The sequence below is a fragment of the Flavobacterium rhamnosi genome, from assembly GCF_048286515.1.
GTDB lineage: Bacteria > Bacteroidota > Bacteroidia > Flavobacteriales > Flavobacteriaceae > Flavobacterium.
The window spans coordinates 167567-192634 of record NZ_JBLVPS010000004.1; the positions used below are offsets into that span (position 1 = coordinate 167567).

The following is a 25068-nucleotide window of genomic DNA, read 5'->3' on the forward strand; positions in this document are numbered from 1 at the left end:
AGTAATGGTTTCTTCAAAATATTTATTCAATAATCTCACAAATAAAAAACAGCTCCAGTTGTATATTTTATACATAATTATCCATTTAAAACTTTTTTACTTTTGATTAAAAGAGTACAAAAAGCACTGATGAGTAATAAGAAACCTGCAAAACTAATTGCTTGCCGAGGATCGTTATCCAAGAAATTCTTAAGAATATAGCCAAATGATACATTTTGGATAATCATTGGAATAACAATCATCATATTAATGATTCCCATATACACTCCATATCTTTCTTTTGGAATATCTCCAACAATCATCAGATAGGGTATTCCCATCATGCTTGCCCAGCCAATACCAAAACCTGTTATAGCAAAAAACAATAAATTTTTATTTTCTATATGAGGAAAAGCCAAAAAACCTATTGCTGCTAATAACGAACAAAAAGCATGAACTTTTTTGGGAGTGAATTTCCTGGCAAAACCTACCAACGCAAATGCCGTTAAAAAAGTAACAATATTATACCAGCCATTCACTAATCCTGTCCATCCGACTGCCGCTTCGTATGCCTGCGGATTACTTTTTGGTGTTGCATTCCAAACAGACAAGGCAATACTTTTAGATGAATTTTGCCAGTAACAAAACAAGGCGTACCATTGAAATAAATAAACCAAAGCCAATTGCCACATCACTTTTGGCATTTCACCTATTGCTGAAAAAATTTCTATCATAGGTTCAAAAAAACCGCCTTTATTAGCTCTAATCAATGCAAGTTCTTCCGGCGTTGGAGGTATCTCACTGGTAGTTCTCATACTCCACCATATAGAACCGATAGAACAAATTGCCCCTAAAAAGAAAGAGGCATATACCCAAGTAGGCAATGCTCCTGTTTTTCCGATTATAATCATTGGAAAAATAAACAATGATAAATTAGCCAATGTTTGTCCTAAACCGGTAAAAAAACTTTGCATCTGAAAACCAATAGGCTGTTGTTCTCCATCCAATTTATCAGCTATAAAAGCTCTGTACGGTTCCATGGCTGTGTTATTACCAGCATCTAAAATCCAAAGCAAACCCGCTGCCATCCATAATGAACTACTAAAAGGAAATAACAATAGACAAATGCTGCATAGCATAGCTCCTATAAAAAAATAAGGTTTACGCCTTCCCCATCTCGGGTGCCAAGTTTTATCGCTTAATGCTCCTATGATTGGTTGTATCAATAGCCCCGTAACAGGACCCGCAAGATTAAGCAATGGTATTTGGTCAGGACTTGCGCCTAAAAAATCATAGATTGGATTTACAGCACTTTGTTGTAATCCAAAACTATATTGAATGCCAAAGAAACCGACATTCATATTCCATATTTGCCAAAAATTTAACTTAGGTTTCGTAATCATTCTGCTTGGTTTTTTCGTCTGCTATTTTTTAATCAGTGTAAAACAATCTAACATTGCGGTGGTCGCGTCGACCTTCATATTGTTATTCCAATCTTCGAAAACTAATTTTATAGCATTTTCCCCTTTGTTGATTCTGATACAATATGATATCAAAAACGATATTAATCCCATGTAATAAAAGTACTTAGAATGAAAAACCGATTGGTTTTTTTATCCTTGCAAATTAATTCATGAGTACTGCTTTCAAACCGTTAAAATATTTGTTGTCAAAAGCAATGCTAGTATTTTCCGATTCGAAAATAAATTAAATTACGAAAAACTAGAATTCAGTCTTATTAATTCCTAATTTGATTTTTTTATTGCTTTATTTCTTAAAATTAATTTTAAAATTATTAATTTATTGAAGAATAAAAACAAAAACGTTTTCGGAAGAGCCGAAAACGTTTTCGATGTTTTTAAAATGATTAAAAAAATACAATTTTTATTTTGATGAAAAAGGAATAATTATTTTGGATTCCCATTCCAATTCATCTCCACCATTAAAAGGGTTTGCCAAAAAATGCTCCAGTATTTTATTTTCTAATCTATAATCATGTCTTTTCGCATAATCCCGTAACGCAAACCACGCCTTATCTGAAGTTCTAAAAGTCCCAAAATAAGTAGCTTTCAATCCTTTGACAGCAGCTAAAGTTTTGAATTTCACTCTCGCATCTTCAATTCTCTTAGTTTTTTTATCAATTGGAAAGCAATAATTAAAATCGATTATCTCTTTATCAAGATCCCAATTTGTAATCTCTAAATAAGGTTTACCTACTATTTTTATTTTATTTTCCTTCAAAAACCCAGTAATGTCCGCGTCATTCGAAATCATGGCTTGCGCCTTTTCCTGCAATACACTTTTTAAATTTATATAGGCAACAAACGTTTCTTCTGAAGATCCTTCACCATCAATTTTTATCTTGAAATTTTTCAAATGATTGTTCAGGCCTTCTTTAAAATCCCTTATTTTCTTAATTTGTTCCTCTTTGAAATTTGTATTAAAAAAAGGTGCCGTAAGTTTATTGTACAAACTGTTATTTACATCCTTTATCCCAACACTCACTTTTGTCACGGAGTCATTTATTGATTTAATATCCCATGTGTATCGCATTAGGACATTTCCTTTTTTCATTTCTTGTTTGATAAAATCAAAATTTCTCTTTTCCAGAATAACATAATTTTCATTGTCTTTTACAGATTGAACTGCCGACCATTCCTGAATTCCCTGAAAAACTGTTCCTGTCGCCGTTTTTACTTTAAATGAAATGCAATAATCATTTTCTTTTACAAATAAATACCAAACCAAAAGCAATGGTAAAAAAGCAATAAAAACTGCAATAATTCTTTTCCTAACTGTCATTATTATTTCGTCATCTTTAATTTTCCAACAATAAAATCTCCTATATTTTTTCCATGATCAATTCCGTTTACAATTGCTGCTTTGTAATGAATTCCACCATAAAGGCGGCTCATTGCTGCTTCTTTAGCAGCAGCATTAAAAGATGCAAATGACCTTTTTGGCAATCCAAATTGCAGTTCAGTATCATCAGTGTACGCAAAATTATCTCCAAAAACAGACGTCAAAACTGCTGCTGAACAAGTAGAAACGACAGAATGACCACTAGTATATTCCGGAAAAGGGGGAGTCTGCAATAAAGGTTTCCAGTTTTCATCTATATTCTGGTTGATTACTGTTTCAGGACGTACTACATTACTCTTGAACTTTTCATCCCAACAACTGATGAAACCTTCAAAAATTCCAATTGAGGTTTTGGTATAGGCTAAAACTGTTTTGCCAAAATCTGCATTGGATTTTTTACATGCAATTTTTACAATTCCCATCCAATGCCCTCCGGGCGTAATCTTCTTTTTAGCAAACATCATGTGTCCTTGACTAACCGAAACATAGGGATTACAATCCCAGAATTGGGCAATTTTAATTTCCTCTGAATTATCTCCTTTTTTAATCATCTCTTTACTGATATCGTATACCTCTTGTACTTCTTTAAAAAATGGTGATTTTCTATCTAAAGAAAATGGTAAAGCCGGCACGGGTTTAAACTGAGAAGCAGAATCCAAAACTAAAGTCCGGATTTCGCCCCAATGCGGCTCTACAGCGTCCATATAAGCCGGAGGCGTTGGTTGCCATCTTCCTGCCTGATTTGCATAAACAGAAAATTTAGATAAAGTTCGGGTTTGCTTGTAATTATCTTTTCCCATCCATTTCTTAATACGTTCCGCAACTTTCAGGCCGTATTCTTTAGAAACTTCAAACTCATCTTCATTTTCATCACTCCATTTCTGGTACAAACTATCTCGAAATTTATCTACTACTTCTTCTGAAAAAACCAATTGCTTACTTAACTCCATATGCGCAATCAGTGCTGCCAAAGGCTGATTCACACCACTTTTCGGATCCAATTTTGGTATGGAATCTAATCCGTTCAATTGATTTTGAAGACTCGTATAGGTTTTACTATTTTGAGCCATTACCTCATAAGCCGCAATGTTTGGATACACAAAAATCCTACTTGCAACAGGTGGCGAAAAAATATCGTGAATCATAATTTGAGTCACATTATCTATAGCCGCATGGTATTCATTAGTAGTAACCACAATACAGTTTTCCTTTTTACAAGAAATAAAAAGTAGGCAAATCACTGCTATGCTAAAAATTTTCGTTTTCATTTTTTTATCGTTTTCTAGGTTTCGTTTTATATTTATTTCTTTGTTGAAGGCATTTCATACAATTCTGCCTTTTTATTATTTATCGTAATCAACAGATATTTTTTATCCTTGAAATTGATAATATCCAAGTGTTTGACTGCCTTTTGCGTTAAATCAATCCCTATTTGATTTCCTAATAAAATTGTTTTTTCGTTTTTGATTAACGCACCCGAAAACCCATCAAATCTACTGTGATAAGGGGAGACCCCGAAATAGTTTCCTGCTGCGAAAACTTCATCTTTTGCATCACTATCAAAATTGGACTTCACAAAACTCGTAATTGGAGCCACTTGCATTTTATTCGAAAATGGCACAAAAGCAAATTTCCCCTTGTCATTTCTTAAATAACCTGATTTCAAATTATGAACTTCAAATAATGCCGCTTTTCCAAGCATTTTTGGATCAAAAACTTCTTCCAGTGTTTTTCCGGCAAAAGATTTATAACTTTTGAATTTCTTTTTTAGCATACCGCTAAATTGTTCCGCCAATTCATCCAGTCCCAGTGTGGTGTAATACTTTCCATTCTTTTCAATTGCAACAATAGTTTCAAAAGATCCGTTGACATCAAAATCATCATAGTACATCTTCATTGGAAATTCCTGCGAGGCTTTAAATTTAGAGTTCATTCCCCAGTTTCCAACCAAATAATCTTCGTCTCCATCCTGATCAATATCGAAAGGAATTACTGATTGCCATAATCCATTGCTTTTTTCTGGAAAAACCGTATCGGTTACATTAGTAAATTTCCCATTTTTGTTAGCAAAAAAAGTAGGCATCATCCATTCTCCAACAACTACTAAATCAATTCTTCCGTCTTTATTAAAATCATTAAAAATAGCATCCGTAACCATTCCGATTTTTGAAAACGTTTTACTTTCAGCAATAGTAAATTTTCCTTTATTATTGTTTAATAAATAGCAATCTGGCATACTTCCAAATCTATTATTTACGGAATTATTTACAACAAAAATATCCAAATCACCGTCTTTATCATAATCAAAAGTCCTGACAACGGAAGCATTTTGAGCCAATTTAGGCAATACTGCTTTTTCAAATTGATTGCTTTTATTAAAATACAATCGATCTTGTAAATTAGATGCATTTTCACCGCCACCGGAAGCTACATATAAATCACTGACTTTATCACTATTAAAATCTCCTATTACAGCAGAAGCATCTTCAAAAACAGAATCCTTTTCGATTTCAGCAAATCGTTTTTTGGCGAATCCAGTTTGATTTTGAAGGTAAATTGTAGCTTTTATATTTTTGGAACCACCAAAGAAAATGTCATCTTTTCCATCATTATTCAAATCTCCAATGGCCGTTGAAGGTCCGCGATCAGAGCGTTGATATGGAATTAACTTTTGAAAAACAAAATCGATATAATCATTCTCCTGGTGCGCAAAATCAATTCCTAAACCTGTTTCCACTTTTTTGAAAATAGGTAAAACAGCGGGATGTAATTTTCGATAATCAAACAATTTTCTATTCTTATTCGCTTTGATAGTAAGTGTTTGGTTGGCCTTTACATTTTTTAAAGTTTGGAACGTCTTATCTGGCCAAACTATTACTAACGAATCTATCTTGCTTATTTTTCCATAGCCAAAATGAATCATTGGTTCTGATGAAGATTGAAATCCTCTTGTAGTTTGCAGCTCTTTAAATTGTTTTTTGTTTTTAGTATAAGAAATTACCTTAGTACCAATTCCAAAAGTATTTTTTTTACCAAACTGCAATTTCAATTTTAAATAATTTGATGCACCATTTGTTTTATTGATATATACAGAGGCAACAGCATTGGTGTTATTAGTAATTACATCTAAATCCCCATCATTGTCTATATCAGCATAGCCCGCACCATTTGAAATTATAGAATCATTTTCTATCCAGTCATTCGATCTGTTTTTGAATTGCAAATCAGCTGCACCCTGAAAAACATAATTAGTCACGCTTCCTTTTGGCATTCGCTTCAAAGCTTCTTTATCCAATAACTTTGTGGTGTTGATTTTGTTTTTTATCTGATCGTTCGAATAGTATTTCACATAATCCAAATCGTTTGGACGTTTCGGAATTCCGTTACAAACGAATATATCCTGTTCTCCATCTTGATCATAATCGGCAAACAAAGTGCTCCAACTCCAATCCGTCGCTGCTACTCCACTCAGTAAAGCAGTTTCCGTGAAATGTTTTCCGGCCTGATTCAATTGCAACATGTTTCTGGTGTACTGATAATGATACCCTAATTTCTCAGTTCTCATTTTTATCATTTGAGCGTTATCATCCCCTAATGAAGATTTCAACACTTTTTCATCTTCCGGAAGCATATCTAAGCTTAGGATATCGGGGAAACCGTCGTGATTAACATCTGCAACATCAACGCCCATCGAGAATCTGCTTGTGTGCCCGAAATATTGTTTTAAACTTTCCGTAAAGGTTCCGTCACCATTATTAATATAATAATAATCGTCTCCATGAAAATCATTTCCAACATAAATATCAGCATAACCATCTAAATTAAAATCGGAAATTGCTAATCCTAAACCATACCCATTTGCTCCCCCAAAAATTCCGGCTTGTTCGCTTACATCTACAAATTTTCCGCTGTCATTTCTAAATAATTTGTCACCACATTCGTAGTTCCTCTTATTTCTGGTATCGGCATTCCCAAAAGACAATTCAGAATGAACCGCATGATTCAACAAATACATGTCTAAATCACCGTCTAAATCATAATCAAAAAAAGCAGCCGAAGAGCTGTAATTATCGAGGTCTAATCCGTATTCGGCAGCACTTTCGGTAAACGTATTGTTTTTGTTGTTAATAAACAGTTCATTTTTTCCTTCAAATCCATTAATTCCAACCACCGCACAAACATAAATATCAAGATATCCATCACCATTTACGTCAGCCATTATGGTACCTGCATTCCAATCGCTTTGTCCCTCAACTCCTGCTTTTGCAGAAATATCTTCAAATTTAGTATTGCCTTTGTTTAAATACAATTTATTTTTTCCTTGATTGGAAGTAAAATAAACATCCACTAAACCATCATTATTGACATCGCCAAGAGCCACCCCTCCACCATTGTAATAATAGAGATAATCTAAAATGGAAATGTTTTTGGATTCTAATAATTGATTACTGAACGTAATGTTGCTTTCCTCCGAAGAGCGTTTTTCAAACAGTTGGTCTTGTTTTTTGGAACAACCGATAAGCAGCAATGAAGCCATGCCTATTCTAAAAAAATTATTCATTGCGTTTAAATATTTTAGTGGTATTATCATTTACAGCTGCAATAATTGAAAAGTCATTATTCTTATTTTTTATTATTTTGAGCTGCTTTACTTCACCTTTTATAAAAAACCCTGATTTATTATAAGGTGTCCAAGAAAAAGTTCCTTTTTTACTTCCTAAAAGCACACCGCCGTAGCTAGCATCCAGTCGAGAGAATTGTGGTTTGAATTCGTATTGATTCCCTCCTAAAATAAGGTCCAAAAACCCGTCCTTATTTACATCCAATGCACAAATAGCATTTACACAGGAAAACTGAACTTCTTTAGGAAGCGCTTTAATTTCAAATTTACCATTTCCTTTATTGATTGCAATTACACTTTCCTGAATATTTACAGTCTTTTGGATGGAATTCTCAACCACTTCCTTAGCAAATAATTCTTGAAATGTTTTTTTCGAATAATCGGCATAACTCAAATTTTTCTTTTTAATGGATGGAATTTGCTTACCCAATTCCTGTTTTAGATTTATCGGTAAATCTTTACCATCAATGGATCTGGTTGCTATTTGCTCAATGGTCCCGTTATTATCAAAATCATTGGTAAACAATTTCATTGGATTCCCATTAGTGGCTCTGTAGGGAGTATTCGTCCCTTTATTTCCAAGAATCAAATCTTTTTTACCGTCATTATTCAAATCTACGCAGCTAACTGCATTCCAAAAACCATAAAAATTAGACAGATTCGATTTGAATTCCACCAATCGTCTGCCTGTGTTTTTGAAAATCATTGGTGCAGTCCAATCTCCTACAATGATTAAATCTTTTTTGGAATCGTTATCAATATCTTCCCAAACCGCACTGGTTACCATTCCTACAGTATTTAGTTTGAATGCTTTTTTATCTGTAGTATTAGTAAAATTTCCTTTCCCATCATTTTCCAATAATAAATGTTTAGGATCTATACCATAAACGCCCGGAACACTTCGACTTCCAATGAAAACATCGATGTCTCCATCATTATCAAAATCATTTGGTGCGATTACTGATACGTTATTGTTTGTTGTTGGAATAGTAGTTTTGCTTCTTACAAAAATTCCTTTCCCATCATTCAAATACAAGCGGTTCTTATAATTTGCCTGATCGGATTTTTCATTTCCACCTGAGCCCACTAATAAATCCTGATCGCCATCATTATCAGCATCGAAAAAAGTGGCTGCAGTATCTTCAAAATTAGCATCCTTATCTAAGTCTCTTTGAGGCGAAACAACATAGTTACTATTTCCTTTATCCCAATATATTTTTCCAGCTTGCCCCTTAGCTCCACCAATAAATACATCTTCATTTCCGTCACCATTTATATCGGCAACAGCTAACGACGGACCTTCCTGCGAAAGTATTTTTGAGATTAAACCCTCATGATCAAAATCTATATATTCATTTTCTTTGTGTGCCAAAAATGGTGCTTTCTTTTCAGAAAACAATGGTTTTGACATATCTTTTTTAGGTACATAATTCAATTTAGCATCTGTAATTTTCAAATTGATCGTGCAATTGTCAGTAATTTTTTTAAGAGTCTGAAATTTGCCATTTGGCCAAATTACATGTAATGAATCTATTTTTTTGGATCCAATTCCAAAAGTCATCACATAATCAATAGAAGATTGAAAACCTCTTGAAGGAATTAACTCTTGTCTTAAAATTTCTTTACCTGAGAATAATTCAACAATACTTCCTACTCCAAATTTATTTTGTTTATCTCCTTTTAATTTTACTTTTACGAAATGATTTTTTTTGTTTTTCTCTGAATTATTTTGATATACAAAAGCTTCCATGTTCACATTATTGACAATCAAATCTAAATCGCCGTCATTATCCAAATCTCCATATGCAGCGCCGTTAGAAAAACTTGGCGTATCCAATCCCCATTGCTGAGCTTCATTGGTAAATGTCAGATTATTATTGTTTTTGAAAGCATAATTAGGAATTGCTGTGCTTGGCATTTTACTGATAATCGTTTCGATTTCTTCCTTTTTGCCCGTAACGACCATTTTCTGCATGAATTCATTGGCAAAAAAATCAACAAAATCCTGATTTGTTAAATCGTGGTATATTCCGTTGCATACGTATATATCTTTGTATCCATCATTATCCATATCAAATAACAAAGCCCCCCAACTCCAGTCGGTTTTGGAAACTCCAGCATGATTGGCTATTTCTACGAATTGATTATTCCCGATATTGAGTTGCAAAGTATTTTGCATGTATTGATTGAAAAAATCCAGATTTAATTTTCTAAGAAATAAATCATAGTTTTCAAAACTTGTGGTGGTTTTCAAACGTTCATCTGGCTCCGGCAACATATCTGTCACAAAGATATCTGCTTTACCGTCATTGTTAATATCCGCCATATCAGCACCCATTGAGGATTGACTGATGTGTGATGTCCATCCTTGAATTTGTTCAGTAAAGGTTCCGTTTTTATTGTTTATGTATAAATAATCTCTTTCATAAAAATCATTGGAAATATAGATATCCGGATACAGATCATTATTTACATCACCGACTGTAACTCCCAGACCAAAGCCTATGAGACTCCCATATATTCCTGATTCCTGACTTACGTCTGCGAATTTTCCATTATCATTACGCAGTAGTTTATCGCCTCCCCCTTTCAGGATATCAGCCACATCCCAATCTTTATCCCTTAAGTCTCTTTTATTGGAATAATTAAGGCTGCTTACTGGAATAAAGCTATTGTTTAAAATATAAACATCTAAATCTCCATCTTTATCATAATCAAAAAAAGCGGCATGCGTCGTTATTCCAGTATCAGCAAGATTATATTCATCCGCTTTCTCTGTAAAAGTAGCATTGCCATTATTGATAAAAAGTTCATTTTTTTGTTGGCTTCCCACACTGTTCCCAGCATTACAAACATAAATATCAAGTAACCCGTCGGCATTAATATCGACCATAACTACACCTGTCGACCAAATTTTAGTTCCTTCGATTCCTGCTTTTTTGGAAATATCTTCGAATTTAAATTTTCCTTTATTTAAATAAAGTTTGTTGGCACCAAGGTTGGATGTAAAATAGACATCGGATAAGCCATCATTATTGATGTCGCCAATAGCAACACCACCTCCATTGTAAAAATTTCTGTATTTGAATATATTCATATTCTCCCCATTTTTAACTTCATTAAGAAAATTAATTCCTGTTTGTGAAGCCTCAAGTTTGGTAAATAAGGAGTCTTTATTTTTTGAATTCTCTTGGGAACAATTGGAGAAAAATAGAATTATAAGTGGCAATAAGACAAAACGATTTGACATATTATAATGGTAGAATTTAGTTAGTAATTCTTTTGATTAGAATTGCCTAATTTATATAATATTGATAAAAAAAAAGAATAAAATAGATATAAAATAAAAAAAATTCGATATAAAATAAAGAGGGTAATAAATACCCTCTTTATAACTAACTCAAAACATAATAAATTGTAAGCAATTACCTAATAACCAGGGTTCTGTGTTAAATTTGCATTAAACAACGCGTCCGCTGGTATCGGGTATAAAATGTATCTTGCATCTGAAACGTAAGGCTTCAACTCTCTAGCTTCTAAGAATTTACCAAAACGAATCATGTCATTTCTTCTCCATCCTTCAAACCATAGTTCTTTTCCTCTTTCAGCATAAATAGCATCTAAAGTAGTTGGGACAGTTCCTGCCACTTTACTTCTGGTAACTAATTGTGCCAATTTTACTAAATCGTTGGTTCCGGTTCCACCTCTTAAAATAGCTTCCGCTTTCATTAGCAAAGCATCAGAATAACGCATGAAAACAAAATCATTTTCAGGAGTTCCTACATTAGCTGCATCTGGAATATACTTTTGAGCTCTAATACCTGCTGATTCAAGTGTAGCACCACCAGTAATTAACGTCACTGCAGCTGTATAAATTAACGGCTGACCAAGTTGATTATTAGAAGCATTTTTGATTCTATCACGTGCAATTTCAACTCCTCCTGGTTTGTATATTTGACCTATTTGGAATCCAACTGGATTACCAAAATTAGCAATAATTCCTGCATCAGAATATTTGATACGTTCATCATTCGGATTGAATTTGTTATAATATTCAGCTACAGTAGAAAATCCATTCCATCCATCAGGCGTCTGATTGTAGTGCATAGACATTCTCCAATGGTACTGAATTCCTCCACCTGCTCCTCCACGAATGTTTTTTGAAGAGAATAATATTTCTGGTGAAGTATTATTATCCGGCTTAAAGTTATCCCAGTAATTTGGCGCTAAGCTACTGCTAATTGCATTAACATGCTCAACAACCTTAGTCATGTCAGCAGCATCAAATGTGTACGGACCTGCTGGTGTTGCAGCCGTAAAAACACCTTTATTCAAATACAATTTAGCCAATAAGAAATGAGCTGCATCCGCATTAGCAATACTTGCATCACCTGGAGTTCTTGCAGCCAACTGTGATACAACCGCTTCCAACTCACTAATTACAAACGTTGTTGCTTCAACTCTGGTCCAAACTTTTGGATCGTCTGTCAAAACAGAACCAGGTTCTCTATACGGTGCCTGACCAAATAAATCAATTACATTATAGTAATAAAATGCTCTTAAAAAACGTGCTTGAGTTACTTCCGCAGCCGAACCATTTTCTATCACTAAATTACAGTTATATACTTGAGACAACAAGGCATTCCAAGCATTTCTAACCTCATTATGATCGGGAGCCCAAGTGTGAACGTGGATTTGTCGCCAAGTAGCATTATCATCCCAGTCACCACCTCTCGTAGGACCAACCAAAGCATCAGTTGACATTTCATCCAGGGCAAACATTTGTCCTTGAGTCTGAAAACCTCTTAGCCCCTCATAAGCACTGACCAATAATGAAGCAGTGTTAACCGTTCCACTTCCCCCTGTGTCAATAACGACACCATCTAATACTTCCTCATCTAAATTTGTACAACTTACACCAAAAACAACTGTACTGGCGAATAAGATGGTTTTTATAATATTTATTCTTTTCATTGTTTTTTTAATTAAAATGTTACGTTAAGTCCAACCGCTACGCTTTTCTCTCTAGGATACGATAAATATTCCATACCTGCAGAAGGTACTCCATTCAAAGTTTTATCAGTATCTACCTCAGGATCTGATCCGGTATAATTTGTAATTACGAATAAATTATTACCATTTACATACAAACGAGCCGATTTGATTTTGAATTTATCTAATGCCTGCCCTTTGAAAGTGTACCCCAAAGTTAAATTACCCATTCTTAAGAAATCTCCTTTTTCAAGATATTTCGTAGAAGGTGAATTAGGATCTCCTTGTGATTGTGGAGATGTTGCAGCTTCTTGAGTTGTATTTCTACCCCCTAAAAATGCTCCTTTAAAGAAATACGCATTTGTTGTATTGTTGTAAATATAGTGTCCAAATGCACCGTAGAAAGAAGCACTAGCATCAAATCCTTTGTACGTTAAGTTAGTTGAAAAACCAACATTGATTTTTGGCAAAGGTTGTTTGTCTAATACTGATTTAGCAGCGGTACCTAAACCTGTATCATTTCCGGCAGCATCTGCATAAACAGAATTTCCATCTGCATCATATCCTCTCCATTCGTATAAATAATAAGAATAAATTGGTTTATTGTTTGTTACCACTTGCGCATAAGCTCCCGATAATCCTTGTCCATTTAATCCTCCTGTTGATAAAAATCCAGTGAAATTTGTCATTTCGTTTTTCAGGAAAGACGCATTACCAGAAATATCCCAAGTCAAATCCTCTGTATCAATAACTTTATAGTTCAATGACACCTCAAACCCTTTGTTGATTAAGTTTCCAGGTAAATTTTTGAAACGTGGAGAAGGCGGACCTGGTTGCGTTGCTGCAGCTGGTATAGGAAAGATTAAATCTTTAGTATCTCTCTGGAAGTAATCTACCGACCCTGTTAATTTATTATTAATCAATTCAAAGTCTGCACCTACACCATAAGATTTAGTAGTTTCCCATTTCAAATCCTCATTTGCATTACTATCAATGTTTAAATTACCATTCAAACCATATGATCCTCTTGCTATCGCAGAGTTTGGAGCAAATTCTTGATTCCCTGTAATACCATAATTCCCTCTGATTTTGAAGCTATTTACCAAACCTTCTTTATCTTCCACTACTTTATAAGCAACACCTACAGAAGGGAAATAATCATATTTGTTGTTTACACCTAATTTAGTCGAACCGTCTGCACGTACTGTCCCTGTAATAATTAATTTTTTATACAGAGTAGCATTTATTCTACCAAAATACGATTGCAACTCCACTCTATTTCTGTAGGAAGAAGCTCTGTATTCATTTTGCAGGCCTCCTTCAATATTATCAATTAAATTCGTTTGAGCGATATTATATCCCCTGCCAAAAGTTACGTTACCGTCAGCTGTATAATCGTAATATGAATATCCTACCAAGGCATCTAAATTAAAATTATCACTAAAATCATTGTTATAATTCAACGTGTGCTCGAAAGTTTTGTTGAATTTATTTTGATTTGATATTGAAGCATAACCTCTTTTAACTTCTGTAGGAATACCATTTACACCAGTTCCAGGAACAGTTGCTTGGAATATATCTCCTTGAATTTCAATAGTTGGCAGTAATTGACTTTTTCTACTAGAAGTTGAACTTTCAATACCAAATAAGAATTGGTATTTCCAATGGCTACTAATCTTCCAAGTGGTATTGATACTTCCTAATAATTTATTAGTGTCAGTGTAATCTTTGTATGAATTTAATAAGTGAACCGGATTCAAATAGGTATTACTTACTACATTATAGCTACCATTAGCATTATAAATAGGCAACGTTGGATTCCAATACAGTGCTGTACCAACAACATTACCGATAAAACCTGCATTGTTTGACAAGATAGTCGCTTCATCTTTTATAGCAGCATAAATAATTCTTGATTCTACTTTTACAGCACCGCCAAAGAAATCATTTGAATTGTAAAGAGAAGCACTGTACTTATCTAAACCTGTGTTTTTAACAATTCCATCTGTATTAGTAGCGCCAAAAGATACTCTAGTATTAGAATTTTCTGTTGTTTTACTAAAAGACAAATCATGATTCATTGTAAAACCGGAGCGTAAAACTGCATCTTTCCAATTGTAAGATCTTGATCCTTTATCATCTCCTCCTGCCGCTACAAATTCATCACCAGTCATAACGCCAAAATCACCTGACATTTTACTGAATTGTACTGAACTGCTATACGCTAACTGTGGTTCTTTAGATTTTCCTTTTTTGGTTGTAATTACAATAACCCCATTCGCTCCACGAGAACCATAGATAGCGGTAGAAGAAGCATCTTTTAAAACAGACATACTTTCGATATCATTTTGATTCACAAAGTTTAATGGATTTCTTGAAGATGAAGAACCTAATAAATCAGCTCCACCAGCAGAAACATTTCCTCCGTCTAAAGGAACACCGTCAATAACAATTAATGGTCCATTTCCAGAACGTATTGAGGAATTCCCCCTAACTCTGATAGAAACTCCACCTCCTGGCTCCCCACTTGATTGTGTTACTTGAACTCCGGCTACCTTTCCTCTTAATAATTGAGCAGGTGACGGTGAAGCTACATTGTCAAAATCTTTAGCTCCAATTTGGTCAACAGCACCAGTAGCATCTTTCTTTCTAACTGAACCGTAACCGATAACTACTACTTCTTTTAATTCAGCTGAATCTTCTTTTAAAATAATTTTTACTGAACTTTTTCCTGCTACACTTACTTCTTGAGTTTTAAGACCAATGTAACTAAAAATCAAAACTGCGTTTGAGCCAACATTTTTGATAGTAAAATTTCCATCGAGATCTGTTTGTGCTCCATTTGATGTTCCTTTAACTAATATAGAAGCCCCTGGAAGCGGACCGCTAGAATCAGATACTGTACCTGACACATCTTGCGAGTATGTCAAACTAGTACATAACATAGTTAGAAACACCATCAAGCCTTTTAGTAGACTATTTTTCATACGTAATAAATAAGTTGGTTAATAATTTGTTTTAATGGTTTGTTTTAAAATATATAGTAAACATAATACTAATTTTATGATAATTTTAAGAAAACTACTAACTATATCGTTTTCGTTGAGTCGAAAACGTTTTCGATTTTAAAATTAATACTTTAAAATATTAATACTAAAATTAAATTAAATATAAAAAAAGCAGTTAAAAAAAACACATTATCATAATTTATCCTATTTTATCAAACTATAGACCTAAACAGGCATCCGGAGCAAGGTCTTTTATCAAAAACCATTGAAAATTCTGTAATTTAATTACCTTTTATATTCTTGTTTAACAAACAGAACTTCTAGTACTCACCCAGTTTATTCCTTGCCGAATACTTTATTTCTACTTCGGCATTTTTAGATTTTCTATTTTTTATAATACTTCTATAAATTATTGCATGGGTAATTACTATAAAAAAGGCCGCGAATACAACTTCTAAAATAATCTTAAACAGATCAAAAAGTGTATTCGCGGCCAAAAGCATAGTTTTATGCTATTATTCTATCGTGATCGTTTTATTATCTAATCCTAAACCAATTATCTTCAAGGACTTCCATTTTTTTGGCAGTAGTCCTTTATTATATTTCAATCCAAGATCTGTTTGTTCCACACCACCAAACCCATAAATAACAGCCTGAAGCATCGCTCCAGCTCCTGTGGCAAAATATGGATTATTACTGTTGGCTGACTCTGAAAACACCCCAAAAGGAGGACGACTGTTTGGTAAATAGGATTTCACAAAATAACTGTAGGCCTTTTCTTTATCCCCTAATCGCGCATATAAAACAGATAAAACTCCTGAAGCCATTGCTGGCCCGTCTTTTTTATCAATTTTTTCAGCATAATACTCCAAATCTCTTTTGATTTGATCTTTATCTGTAATTACATGTAAAGGATACGCCAATAAGTTGACATCTGCTTGCTTAATAATTTGCCCCTGATATCCCTTATAATTTTGAGTAATACCATTTTCGACATGAATTGCCAATTTACTTGACACTTCTGCCCATCTTGGATCAATTGGTTCGTTTAAAATTGTAGCTGCCTTAATCGTGTTTTTGAGCGATTCTATGGCTGAAGCATTTGTAAAGGCATTGTCATCCACGTGTTGTGCATATTCGTCCGCTCCTACAACATTTAAAATAGAAAAACTTCCATCCTGATTTTTAACCACACGGCTGACCCAAAAATCAGCGGTCTCTTTCAGCACAGCCCATTCTTTTTTCAACCAAGACTTATCTTGCGTGTAAGAGTAATAATTCCAAAAAGCAATGGAAACATCTGCGGTAATGTGTTGTTCAAAAATCCCTGTTAATGCCCAGGTCGGCGTGGCTTCTTCTCCGGTATCATCAGATTCCCACGGATACATTGCTCCTTTATACCCATAAATAAACGCTTTTTGCTTCGCCTTTTGCAAACGATCAGAACGGTAATCTAAACATGATTTTGCCATATCTGGTTGTAATGCTAGGAGCGTTGGATACATCCAAAGCTCCGTGTCCCAAAAAATATGCCCGTTATATCCTTGTGAAGACAGTCCCATGGGAGCTATACTTTGTCTGGTTTCAGGACGGATATACGAATATAAATTGTACAATGCAAAACGAACACGTTGCTGCGCATCTAAATCCCCCTCTATTTGAATATCACCTGTATTCCATAATTCAGCCCAGGCTTGCTTGTGTCGATTGAGTAATTTATCAATTCCTTCCTGCAAAGCATAAATTGGCTGTCTTTCGGATTCGTTCAAAGGATCCGTAACATCTTTTGAAGTACAAATACCTCCCGCTATTGCAAATCGGTATTTTTTTCCTTTTACTAATTTTTTGGTAAACCCAACTTCATTACCAGTTTGTTTTAAGGATTCACTTTGCCCGTCGAAAAGAAAAGTCGTAGAAGCCGCAACAGTATATTTCCCAGTTAAAGTTTTAGCAGTAGTTCCAAAAACAGGCATCATATACTGATTATCTTTTAAAACGCGAAACTGACTTTTAGCATTGTTCAACTCATCCGGAACAATCATATAATTATTAGCAATTATTTCTATGTCTTTATTAGGCATAATTTCAACAATAGCCATTGCCGAAAAAGGGATTGCTCTATTGGCCAAAATCGTATAATTAATACTTGCAAAATCTTTGAAATTAAACGAAGTTGTGCTTGTGCCTTCTTTCATAGAAACCACTTGACTCCAGTTGTCTATATTATCGGATTTGATTTCTTGATTATTTATTGTCAAATGAAGATTCAAAAATTCTATTCCTCGGACAATTCTGCTAATTCCATTTTCGGGACTGCCATCGTAAACGCCACTAAGAATAATTTCTTTCGTTTTTAAAGGTGTGTCGTCTGTAACAATTCCTATTTGGCCATTTGCCATAGCAACTCCATAATAATTTTCTCTTGAGTTCGCATATAAATGCCACTCATCTGATTTTACTTGACCAAAAACAATTGGACACGCCAAAAGCATAATGAACAAATTTCTAAATATTGAAATCATAGTTATAATTTTTAATAATATTTTCAAACTTATATAATTTATTTCTTAAAAAAATATATAATTCCATATAGTACATTGAATATAAATCGAAAACGTTTTCGACATATCGAAAACGTTTTTAATTATTCCAGATTGAATAATTAAAAAAAAGAATTCTATTTTTATAGAGATAATATAAAAATAAATCATTTTTTATATGAAGTTCACAAGTAAAATTCCATTTACATTTCTTTTCCTCGGAATCATATTCTCTCTTTTTTCTTGTAAAAAAGAAGAAAATAATGATGCCATTACAATTCGTTCTTCTGAAAAAACAGAAAGCGATTCTTCAAGAATATACAAAGAGCTCTTTCGTCCGCAATTTCATTTTTCTCCAGAAAAAAATTGGATGAATGATCCCAATGGAATGGTATATTACAAAGGTGTTTATCATTTATTTTACCAGTACTATCCCAAAGATATTGTTTGGGGACCGATGCATTGGGGGCATGCAACCAGTACCGATTTAATTCATTGGCAACAAAAAAAAATTGCCTTATTCCCTGATAAACTTGGAATGATATTTTCCGGAAGTGCTGTTGTGGACTTAAAAAATACTTCTGCTTTAGGAACAGCAACAAACCCTCCATTGATTGCTATTTTCACCTATCATGATTTGGAAGGTGAAAAATCAGGAAAGACAAATTTTCAAACACAAGGACTCGCCTACAGTTTAGATGAGGGAAATACATGGTTGAAATATGAAGGAAATCCAATTATAGAAAATGTTGGTATAAAAGATTTTAGAGATCCAAAAGTTTTTTGGAATGCAACAACAAATTTTTGGAATTTGGTTTTGGCAACTGGTGATCATGCTCAATTTTACTCCTCTAAAAACCTAATTAATTGGACATTCGAGAGCGAATTTGGAAAAGGCATCGGAGCGCAAGGTGGCGTTTGGGAATGTCCTGATATTTTCAAATTAAAAGTAACCAATTCCAATGAAGAAAAATGGGTTTTACTTATTAGTATCAATCCAGGAGCACCCAATGGCGGTTCAGGAACACAATATTTCATTGGTGATTTTGACGGAAAAATTTTTAAAACTAATCAGAAAGACATTAAATGGGTTGATTTTGGAGCAGATAATTATGCAGGTGTAACTTATAATAATGCCCCAAAAAACAAACGCATCTTTATAGCCTGGATGAGTAATTGGCTTTATGCCCGAAATACACCAACAAAAAACTGGAGAAGTGCCATGACAATTCCCAGAGAACTTTCACTGGAAAAACTAAGAGGTGATTATGTCTTAAAAAACATACCGGTTGAACAACTCAAAAAACAAGTGATTTCTGAATTTTCAAAAAAGACATTAATTATCCCCGAAAATCATGCTGTTACATTAATTTACGATAATCTTAATCAATCAGAGCTAAAATTTAAGGCGCAGTCAAAGAATCTGAAATTGATATTTTCAAATACCGTAAAAGACTCTTTAATCATTGATTACAACGCTAAACAAAATATGTTTTCTATCGACAGACGGCATTCTGGATTTGTAAATTTTGAAGAAAATTTTGGAAAAAAGATTCACAGAACTAGAATTTCGAATATCATTTCAGAAACTGTAGAGTATCGCATACTCTTAGACTGGTCCTCGATTGAAATTTTCTTAAATGGTGGCATTTATAGTTTCACAGAACAAATTTTTCCAAAAAAACCGTATACCCGTTTAAGCATTCAATCCAATGAAGGACAAGAAATTAAAAACATCACAATCAACAAAATAAAAGAAATTCGGTAAATTAATCTCCTTTCCTGGAAAATCAAAACAACAACTAAAAAATTATAAAAATGAATAACGTCAGAAATTGGTCTCTTACCGTAGCTGTAGCAGGATTTTTATTTGGTTTTGACACCGTAGTGATATCAGGTGCAAATCTGCCTATCAAAGAATTATGGAACACCACACCATTATTTCATGGGATTTTCATCATGTCTATGGCGCTATGGGGAACTGTTTTTGGCGCTTTATTCGGTGGAATTCCATGTGACAGATTGGGCCGAAAAAAGACTCTTTTCTGGATTGGTATCTTATTTTTAGCGTCAGCATTAGGTTCTGCATTAGCGCCAGATCCATACACCTTTTCATTCTTCCGTTTTATAGGAGGAATTGGCGTCGGAGCTTCCTCGGTTGCAGCGCCTATTTATATTTCTGAGATTTCTAGTGCAAAAAACAGAGGAAAGTTAGTTGCTTTATTTCAATTCAATATCGTATTTGGAATCTTGATTGCTTTCTTCTCTAATTATTTATTCGAAGGCGTTGGAGGAGCAAACGACTGGCGTTGGATGATCGGAATTGTAGCTGTTCCCGCGTTCATTTATAGCATTATCGTTTTACAAATTCCGGATAGCCCGCGTTGGTTAATCTTAAAAAAGAGAGATGATGCCGCAGGCTTGAAAGTATTGGAAATGATTTACGAAAAAGAGGAAGCTCTGGAAAGTTTTAATGAAATTAAAAAAGATGTTGTTGATGCTTCAGTGAAAGAAACTATTTTTTCAAACAAATACGAACTCCCTGTGATACTAGCATTTTTGCTTGCTTTTTTCAATCAATTATCAGGAATCAATTTCATCCTGTACTATGCTCCGGAAATACTGGAAATGGCAGGCTTAGCCTCCAAAGAGTCTTTGCTAAACTCAATTTTAATTGGATTAACAAATTTAATCTTCACTATTGTTGGCATGCGATTAATAGATGTTCTGGGAAGAAAACAACTTATGATGATAGGTTCAATTGGATATATTGTGAGTTTAGGAATGGTTGCTTTAGCATTCCACAATAATTTAGGCGCTATTATTTTAATGCTGTCTATCTTATTATTTATTGCCTCACATGCCATCGGGCAGGGTGCTGTAATTTGGGTATTTATCTCAGAAATATTCCCAAATAATGTTCGTGCCAACGGTCAATCGTTTGGAACTGGAATTCACTGGATTTTTGCAGCTTTAATTACATTGGCTGGACCGGTCGTAATTGACCTATTTAAAGAAAATCCTTGGCCAATATTTGCTTTTTTTGCCTTTATGATGGTTTTGCAATTGGTATTTGTACTATTTATGATGCCAGAAACGAAAGGATTATCTCTAGAAGAATTAGAACATAAAATGCTTAACAATGAATAATATCAAGAAAAAAATCAGTGTTGTTTGTTTTGGAGAAGTGTTATTTGACGTATTTCCAACACATAAAAAAATTGGGGGAGCACCATTGAATGTTGCGCTTCGCTTAGCCTCTCTAGGAGTCAATGCTCAAATAATAAGTCGCGTCGGGAATGATGAAATAGGCCGAGAGCTCTTAAATTTCATCAAAGAAAGTGGAGTCCCTACGACCACTATTCAAATTGACGAACACTTTTCAACCGGCGAAGTATTAGTTCAGTTAAACGAGAAAGGATCTGCATCCTACACCATCAATTATCCTGTGGCTTGGGATAAAATCGAATGCAATCCAGAAGTTGAAAGTGTAGTAAAGAAAGCCGATGCATTTGTTTATGGGAGTCTTGTCTGCAGGGATGTAATTTCGTTCAATACTTTATTAGAGTTAATAAATTATGCGAAATACAAAATATTTGATGTCAATTTACGCGCACCATTTTACACAAAAGATGTTCTTATTAGATTAATGTTACAATCAGATTTCATAAAATTTAATGATGACGAATTATATGAAATCAGTGCTTTATTAAAATCCCCTTACCATTCGCTGGAGCAAAATATTCTTTTCATTGCAGCGCATACCAGTACAAAACACATCTGCGTAACCAAAGGTAGCCATGGAGCAGTCTTGTATTACAACGAAAAAATGTATTACAATAGTGGATATAAAATTGATGTTGTTGATACCGTAGGATCAGGAGATTCATTTTTAGCCGCACTACTTTTCAAATTATTAAGTAATGAAGATCCACAAAAAGCAATTGATTTTGCCTGCGCAATGGGTGCTTTAGTAGCAAAAAATGAAGGTGCAAATCCAAAAATAACAGATGTAGCAATTCAGGCATTTATGAACCCTACAAAAAACAACAGCTAAGAATTCAGATACAATAAATACAAACAACCATGAAACCTATTATCAAATTATGCTTATTATCTGCTCTGACTCTATTCGCAACTGAGGGCACAATCGCACAAAACATATCTGTAAAAACAACTCTAAAAAATGATCATAAATGGTGGAAAGAAGCCGTTGTTTATCAAATATACCCTAGAAGTTTCAAAGATAGTGATGGTGATGGTGTCGGAGATCTGAAAGGAATCATTTCTAAATTAGATTATGTCAAAAGCTTAGGGATAGATGCGGTTTGGCTCAACCCCATTTACACCTCTCCAAATGATGATAATGGTTATGATATCAGCGATTATCGAGAAATCATGAAAGATTTTGGAACAATGGAAGATTTCGATCTTTTGCTAAAAGAGATGCACAAACGGGATATTAAACTCATCATGGATTTAGTGGTGAACCACAGCAGTGACGAGCACGAATGGTTCAAACAATCCAGAAGTTCAAGAGACAATAAATATAGAGATTATTACCACTGGTGGCCAGCAGAAAAAGGAAAACCACCTTACAGATGGAGCTTTTTTGATGTGAACAGTGACGCATGGAAATATGATGCCCAAACCGATTCTTATTACCTTCATTACTTTTCACAGAAACAACCCGATTTAAACTGGGAAAACCCAAAAGTTAGAAACGAAGTATATGATATAATGAAATTTTGGCTAGACAAGGGCATTGATGGCTTTAGAATGGATGCTTTTCAATTTGCTTCAAAAGATACCACTTGGCCAGAACTACCAAAAGGATATGAAAAAAACATCATAAAATACTATGGAGTTGGCCCGCATTTACATGACTATTTGCAAGAAATGAACAGAGAAGTTTTTAGTAAATATGATATTATGACAGTTGCTGAAGGTGCCGGCAGTACTCCTGAAGATGCTTTACTATTTGTTGATCCAGATCGAAAAGAATTAAACATGGCCTACCATTTCGAAAGTGTTGATATCGGTAAGCATCTAAATGATTTTGGTCTTGTAAAGTACAAAGATATTTTTTCTCGGTATGATCAAGCCTTTAAAGACAAAGGATGGCTTTCTATTTTTCTTGGTAATCACGATCAACCAAGGATGGTTAGTAAATTTGGTAATGACACCCCTGAATTCAGAGAAATTTCTTCAAAAATGCTTTCTACCTTCATAATGACAATGCGAGGAACTCCATATTACTATTATGGAGATGAATTAGGAATGATCAACATACGATTTAATTCCATCGAGGATTATACCGATGTAGACACACGCAACAAATATATTGGCTTAAAAAACAGAGGTGGAGATTTGCAAGCTTTCTTAGAAGGTCAAAAACAAACGTCCAGAGAAAACGGAAGAACGCCTTTTCAATGGGATGCAACTCAAAGTGCAGGTTTTACTACGGGAAAACCATGGTTAAAAGTAAACCCTAATTACAAAACCATTAATGCAGAAGCGCAAGAAAAAGATCCAAATTCAGTCTTGAATTATTTTAGAAAATTAGTACAATTACGTAAAAAAGAGCCAACGCTTGTTTATGGGAAATACACTTTATTAGACAAAGAAAATCCAAATGTATTTGCTTACACGAGAGAGTTAGATGGTAAAAAACTAGTGGTGTTATTAAATTTTTCGGATAAGAACAGCACTTACAATATTGGGGTTTCCACTGCTAAATCTAAAATAATTTTGACCAATTACGCAGGAATTAAAAAACTGAAAAACAATATTTTACGCCCTTACGAAGCACTCATAATAGCGCTCAAACAATAATTATAATCAACAAATCAGATCCAAATAAATAATTTCTAATGAAACTGTTTCTTGAAAATTGAATTACAACAAATAAATTGTAAATTCGTTTTTCAAGAAACAGTTTATTATTTGGCTTTTACTATTAGAGTATTTGAAATATGAATAATACCACGCTCAAACAAATTGCCTCTCAATTGGGAATTTCTATAACAACCGTTTCAAAGTCTTTGAAAGGGTATTCAGATGTTAGTGAAAAAACAAAAAAAGCAGTTCTCGATTTAGCAAAGCAGCTAAATTACACTCCAAATAGTTTTGCTGTAAACTTAAGGACCAGGGAGTCCAAGACAATAGGTTTGATAATCCCTACCGTTGTACATAATTTTTTTTCAAATGTGATTGAAGGAGTTCTTGAAGAAGCTGAGAAAAGAGACTATATGGTTATCATCTTACAATCAAACGAAAAACTTGAACTTGAAAAGAAACAAATTGACCTTCTCATGAATAAAAGAGTCGATGGAATTTTAATCTCTTTATCTAACGAAACTGGAGAATTTCAACATTTAAACGCCATTCTTTCTCACAACACCCCTCTTGTACTTTTTGATAAAATTGCAAAGCTTGTTAATTGTTCCAAAGTGACAATCAATGATAAAAAAGCAGCTTACGATGCTGTGTCTTATCTTATAAAAAAAGGATATAAAAAAATTGCCCATTTTAGAGGCTCTTATCTGCCCCAAAATTCTATAGACCGCTTTTTAGGCTACAAAAAAGCATTAGAAGACAACAACATAGCATACGATTCCTCTTTAGTTTTTGTTTGCGAAAACAATATGGATTTTGAAGATGGTTACGAAAATGCTAGAAAGGCTGTTATGGAACATCCTGAAATTGACGCGATTTTTGCAGTAACTGATTTGGTTGCGATAGGGATTATTAAATATTTAAATGACGTCGAAATTGCAATTCCAAAACAAATTGCTGTTTTTGGTTTCAGCAATTGGTTTATGTCAAGTGTAATAAGCCCTAAACTTTCAACAATTGACCAGCCTGGTTTTGAAATTGGAAGAAAATCCGCTGCTGTTTTATTCGATGAAATTAATTTAAAAAAGAATAATTCACCTATAGTTTTTCAGTCAATTGAATTGGAAACTAGCATAATTGAAAGAGAGTCAACTTAAAATCTCTACTATTTTAAAATAGTTAACCCTACTATTTACTTAACTGATTATTACTAATTTGTTTATTTTGA

At 33.9% G+C, this 25068-nt stretch carries 13 protein-coding genes; 5 read left to right on the forward strand and 8 right to left on the reverse strand.

Annotated elements, in window-relative coordinates:
* Nucleotides 1-77: 77 nt before the first annotated feature.
* The 8 genes from ACNQGN_RS05070 to ACNQGN_RS05105 all read right to left on the reverse strand — a co-directional run bounded on the left by ACNQGN_RS05070 (nt 78) and on the right by ACNQGN_RS05105 (nt 17984).
* Entirely contained in the window at nt 78-1382 is a 1305-nt protein-coding gene (locus tag ACNQGN_RS05070; protein ID WP_417986764.1) for an MFS transporter, read from the reverse strand.
* A gap of 481 nt (nt 1383-1863) precedes the next feature.
* Entirely contained in the window at nt 1864-2781 is a 918-nt protein-coding gene (locus ACNQGN_RS05075) for a hypothetical protein (protein WP_417986765.1), read from the reverse strand.
* Between the two features lie 2 nt (nt 2782-2783).
* Complete coding sequence (locus ACNQGN_RS05080; protein WP_417986766.1) at nt 2784-4109, reverse strand: vanadium-dependent haloperoxidase; 1326 nt, start codon at nt 4107-4109, stop codon at nt 2784-2786.
* Nucleotides 4110-4141: 32 nt separating this feature from the next.
* Nucleotides 4142-7402 (reverse strand): VCBS repeat-containing protein, encoded by a 3261-nt coding sequence (locus ACNQGN_RS05085; RefSeq protein ID WP_417986767.1) that lies wholly within the window; start codon nt 7400-7402, stop codon nt 4142-4144.
* Nucleotides 7395-10712, reverse strand: coding sequence for a VCBS repeat-containing protein (locus ACNQGN_RS05090; RefSeq protein ID WP_417986768.1), 3318 nt, complete (start codon nt 10710-10712; stop codon nt 7395-7397). The genes ACNQGN_RS05085 and ACNQGN_RS05090 overlap by 8 nt, the downstream gene beginning before the upstream one ends.
* Before the next feature lie 179 nt (nt 10713-10891).
* On the reverse strand, nt 10892-12436 hold the full coding sequence (locus tag ACNQGN_RS05095; protein WP_417986769.1) for a RagB/SusD family nutrient uptake outer membrane protein: 1545 nt from the start codon (nt 12434-12436) through the stop codon (nt 10892-10894).
* An 11-nt stretch (nt 12437-12447) separates the two neighbouring features.
* Nucleotides 12448-15441 (reverse strand): SusC/RagA family TonB-linked outer membrane protein, encoded by a 2994-nt coding sequence (locus tag ACNQGN_RS05100; RefSeq protein WP_417986770.1) that lies wholly within the window; start codon nt 15439-15441, stop codon nt 12448-12450.
* A 536-nt stretch (nt 15442-15977) separates the two neighbouring features.
* Entirely contained in the window at nt 15978-17984 is a 2007-nt protein-coding gene (locus tag ACNQGN_RS05105; RefSeq protein ID WP_417986771.1) for a glycosyl hydrolase family 95 catalytic domain-containing protein, read from the reverse strand.
* Nucleotides 17985-18180: 196 nt separating this feature from the next.
* Between ACNQGN_RS05105 and ACNQGN_RS05110 the strand changes: the two genes are divergently transcribed.
* The 5 genes from ACNQGN_RS05110 (at nt 18181) to ACNQGN_RS05130 (ending at nt 24997) form a co-directional block, all read left to right on the forward strand.
* Entirely contained in the window at nt 18181-19770 is a 1590-nt protein-coding gene (locus tag ACNQGN_RS05110) for a glycoside hydrolase family 32 protein (RefSeq protein ID WP_417986772.1), read from the forward strand.
* A 50-nt stretch (nt 19771-19820) separates the two neighbouring features.
* A complete protein-coding gene (locus ACNQGN_RS05115) occupies nt 19821-21152 on the forward strand; it encodes a sugar porter family MFS transporter (RefSeq protein WP_417986773.1) in 1332 nt (443 codons plus the stop codon).
* Nucleotides 21145-22059 carry a carbohydrate kinase family protein gene (locus tag ACNQGN_RS05120; protein ID WP_417986774.1) on the forward strand — a complete coding sequence of 305 codons (915 nt, stop codon included), beginning with the start codon at nt 21145-21147 and terminating at the stop codon, nt 22057-22059. The genes ACNQGN_RS05115 and ACNQGN_RS05120 overlap by 8 nt, the downstream gene beginning before the upstream one ends.
* Before the next feature lie 29 nt (nt 22060-22088).
* Entirely contained in the window at nt 22089-23837 is a 1749-nt protein-coding gene (locus ACNQGN_RS05125) for a glycoside hydrolase family 13 protein (RefSeq protein ID WP_417986775.1), read from the forward strand.
* Between the two features lie 140 nt (nt 23838-23977).
* A complete protein-coding gene (locus ACNQGN_RS05130) occupies nt 23978-24997 on the forward strand; it encodes a LacI family DNA-binding transcriptional regulator (protein ID WP_417986776.1) in 1020 nt (339 codons plus the stop codon).
* Nucleotides 24998-25068 lie beyond the last annotated feature (71 nt).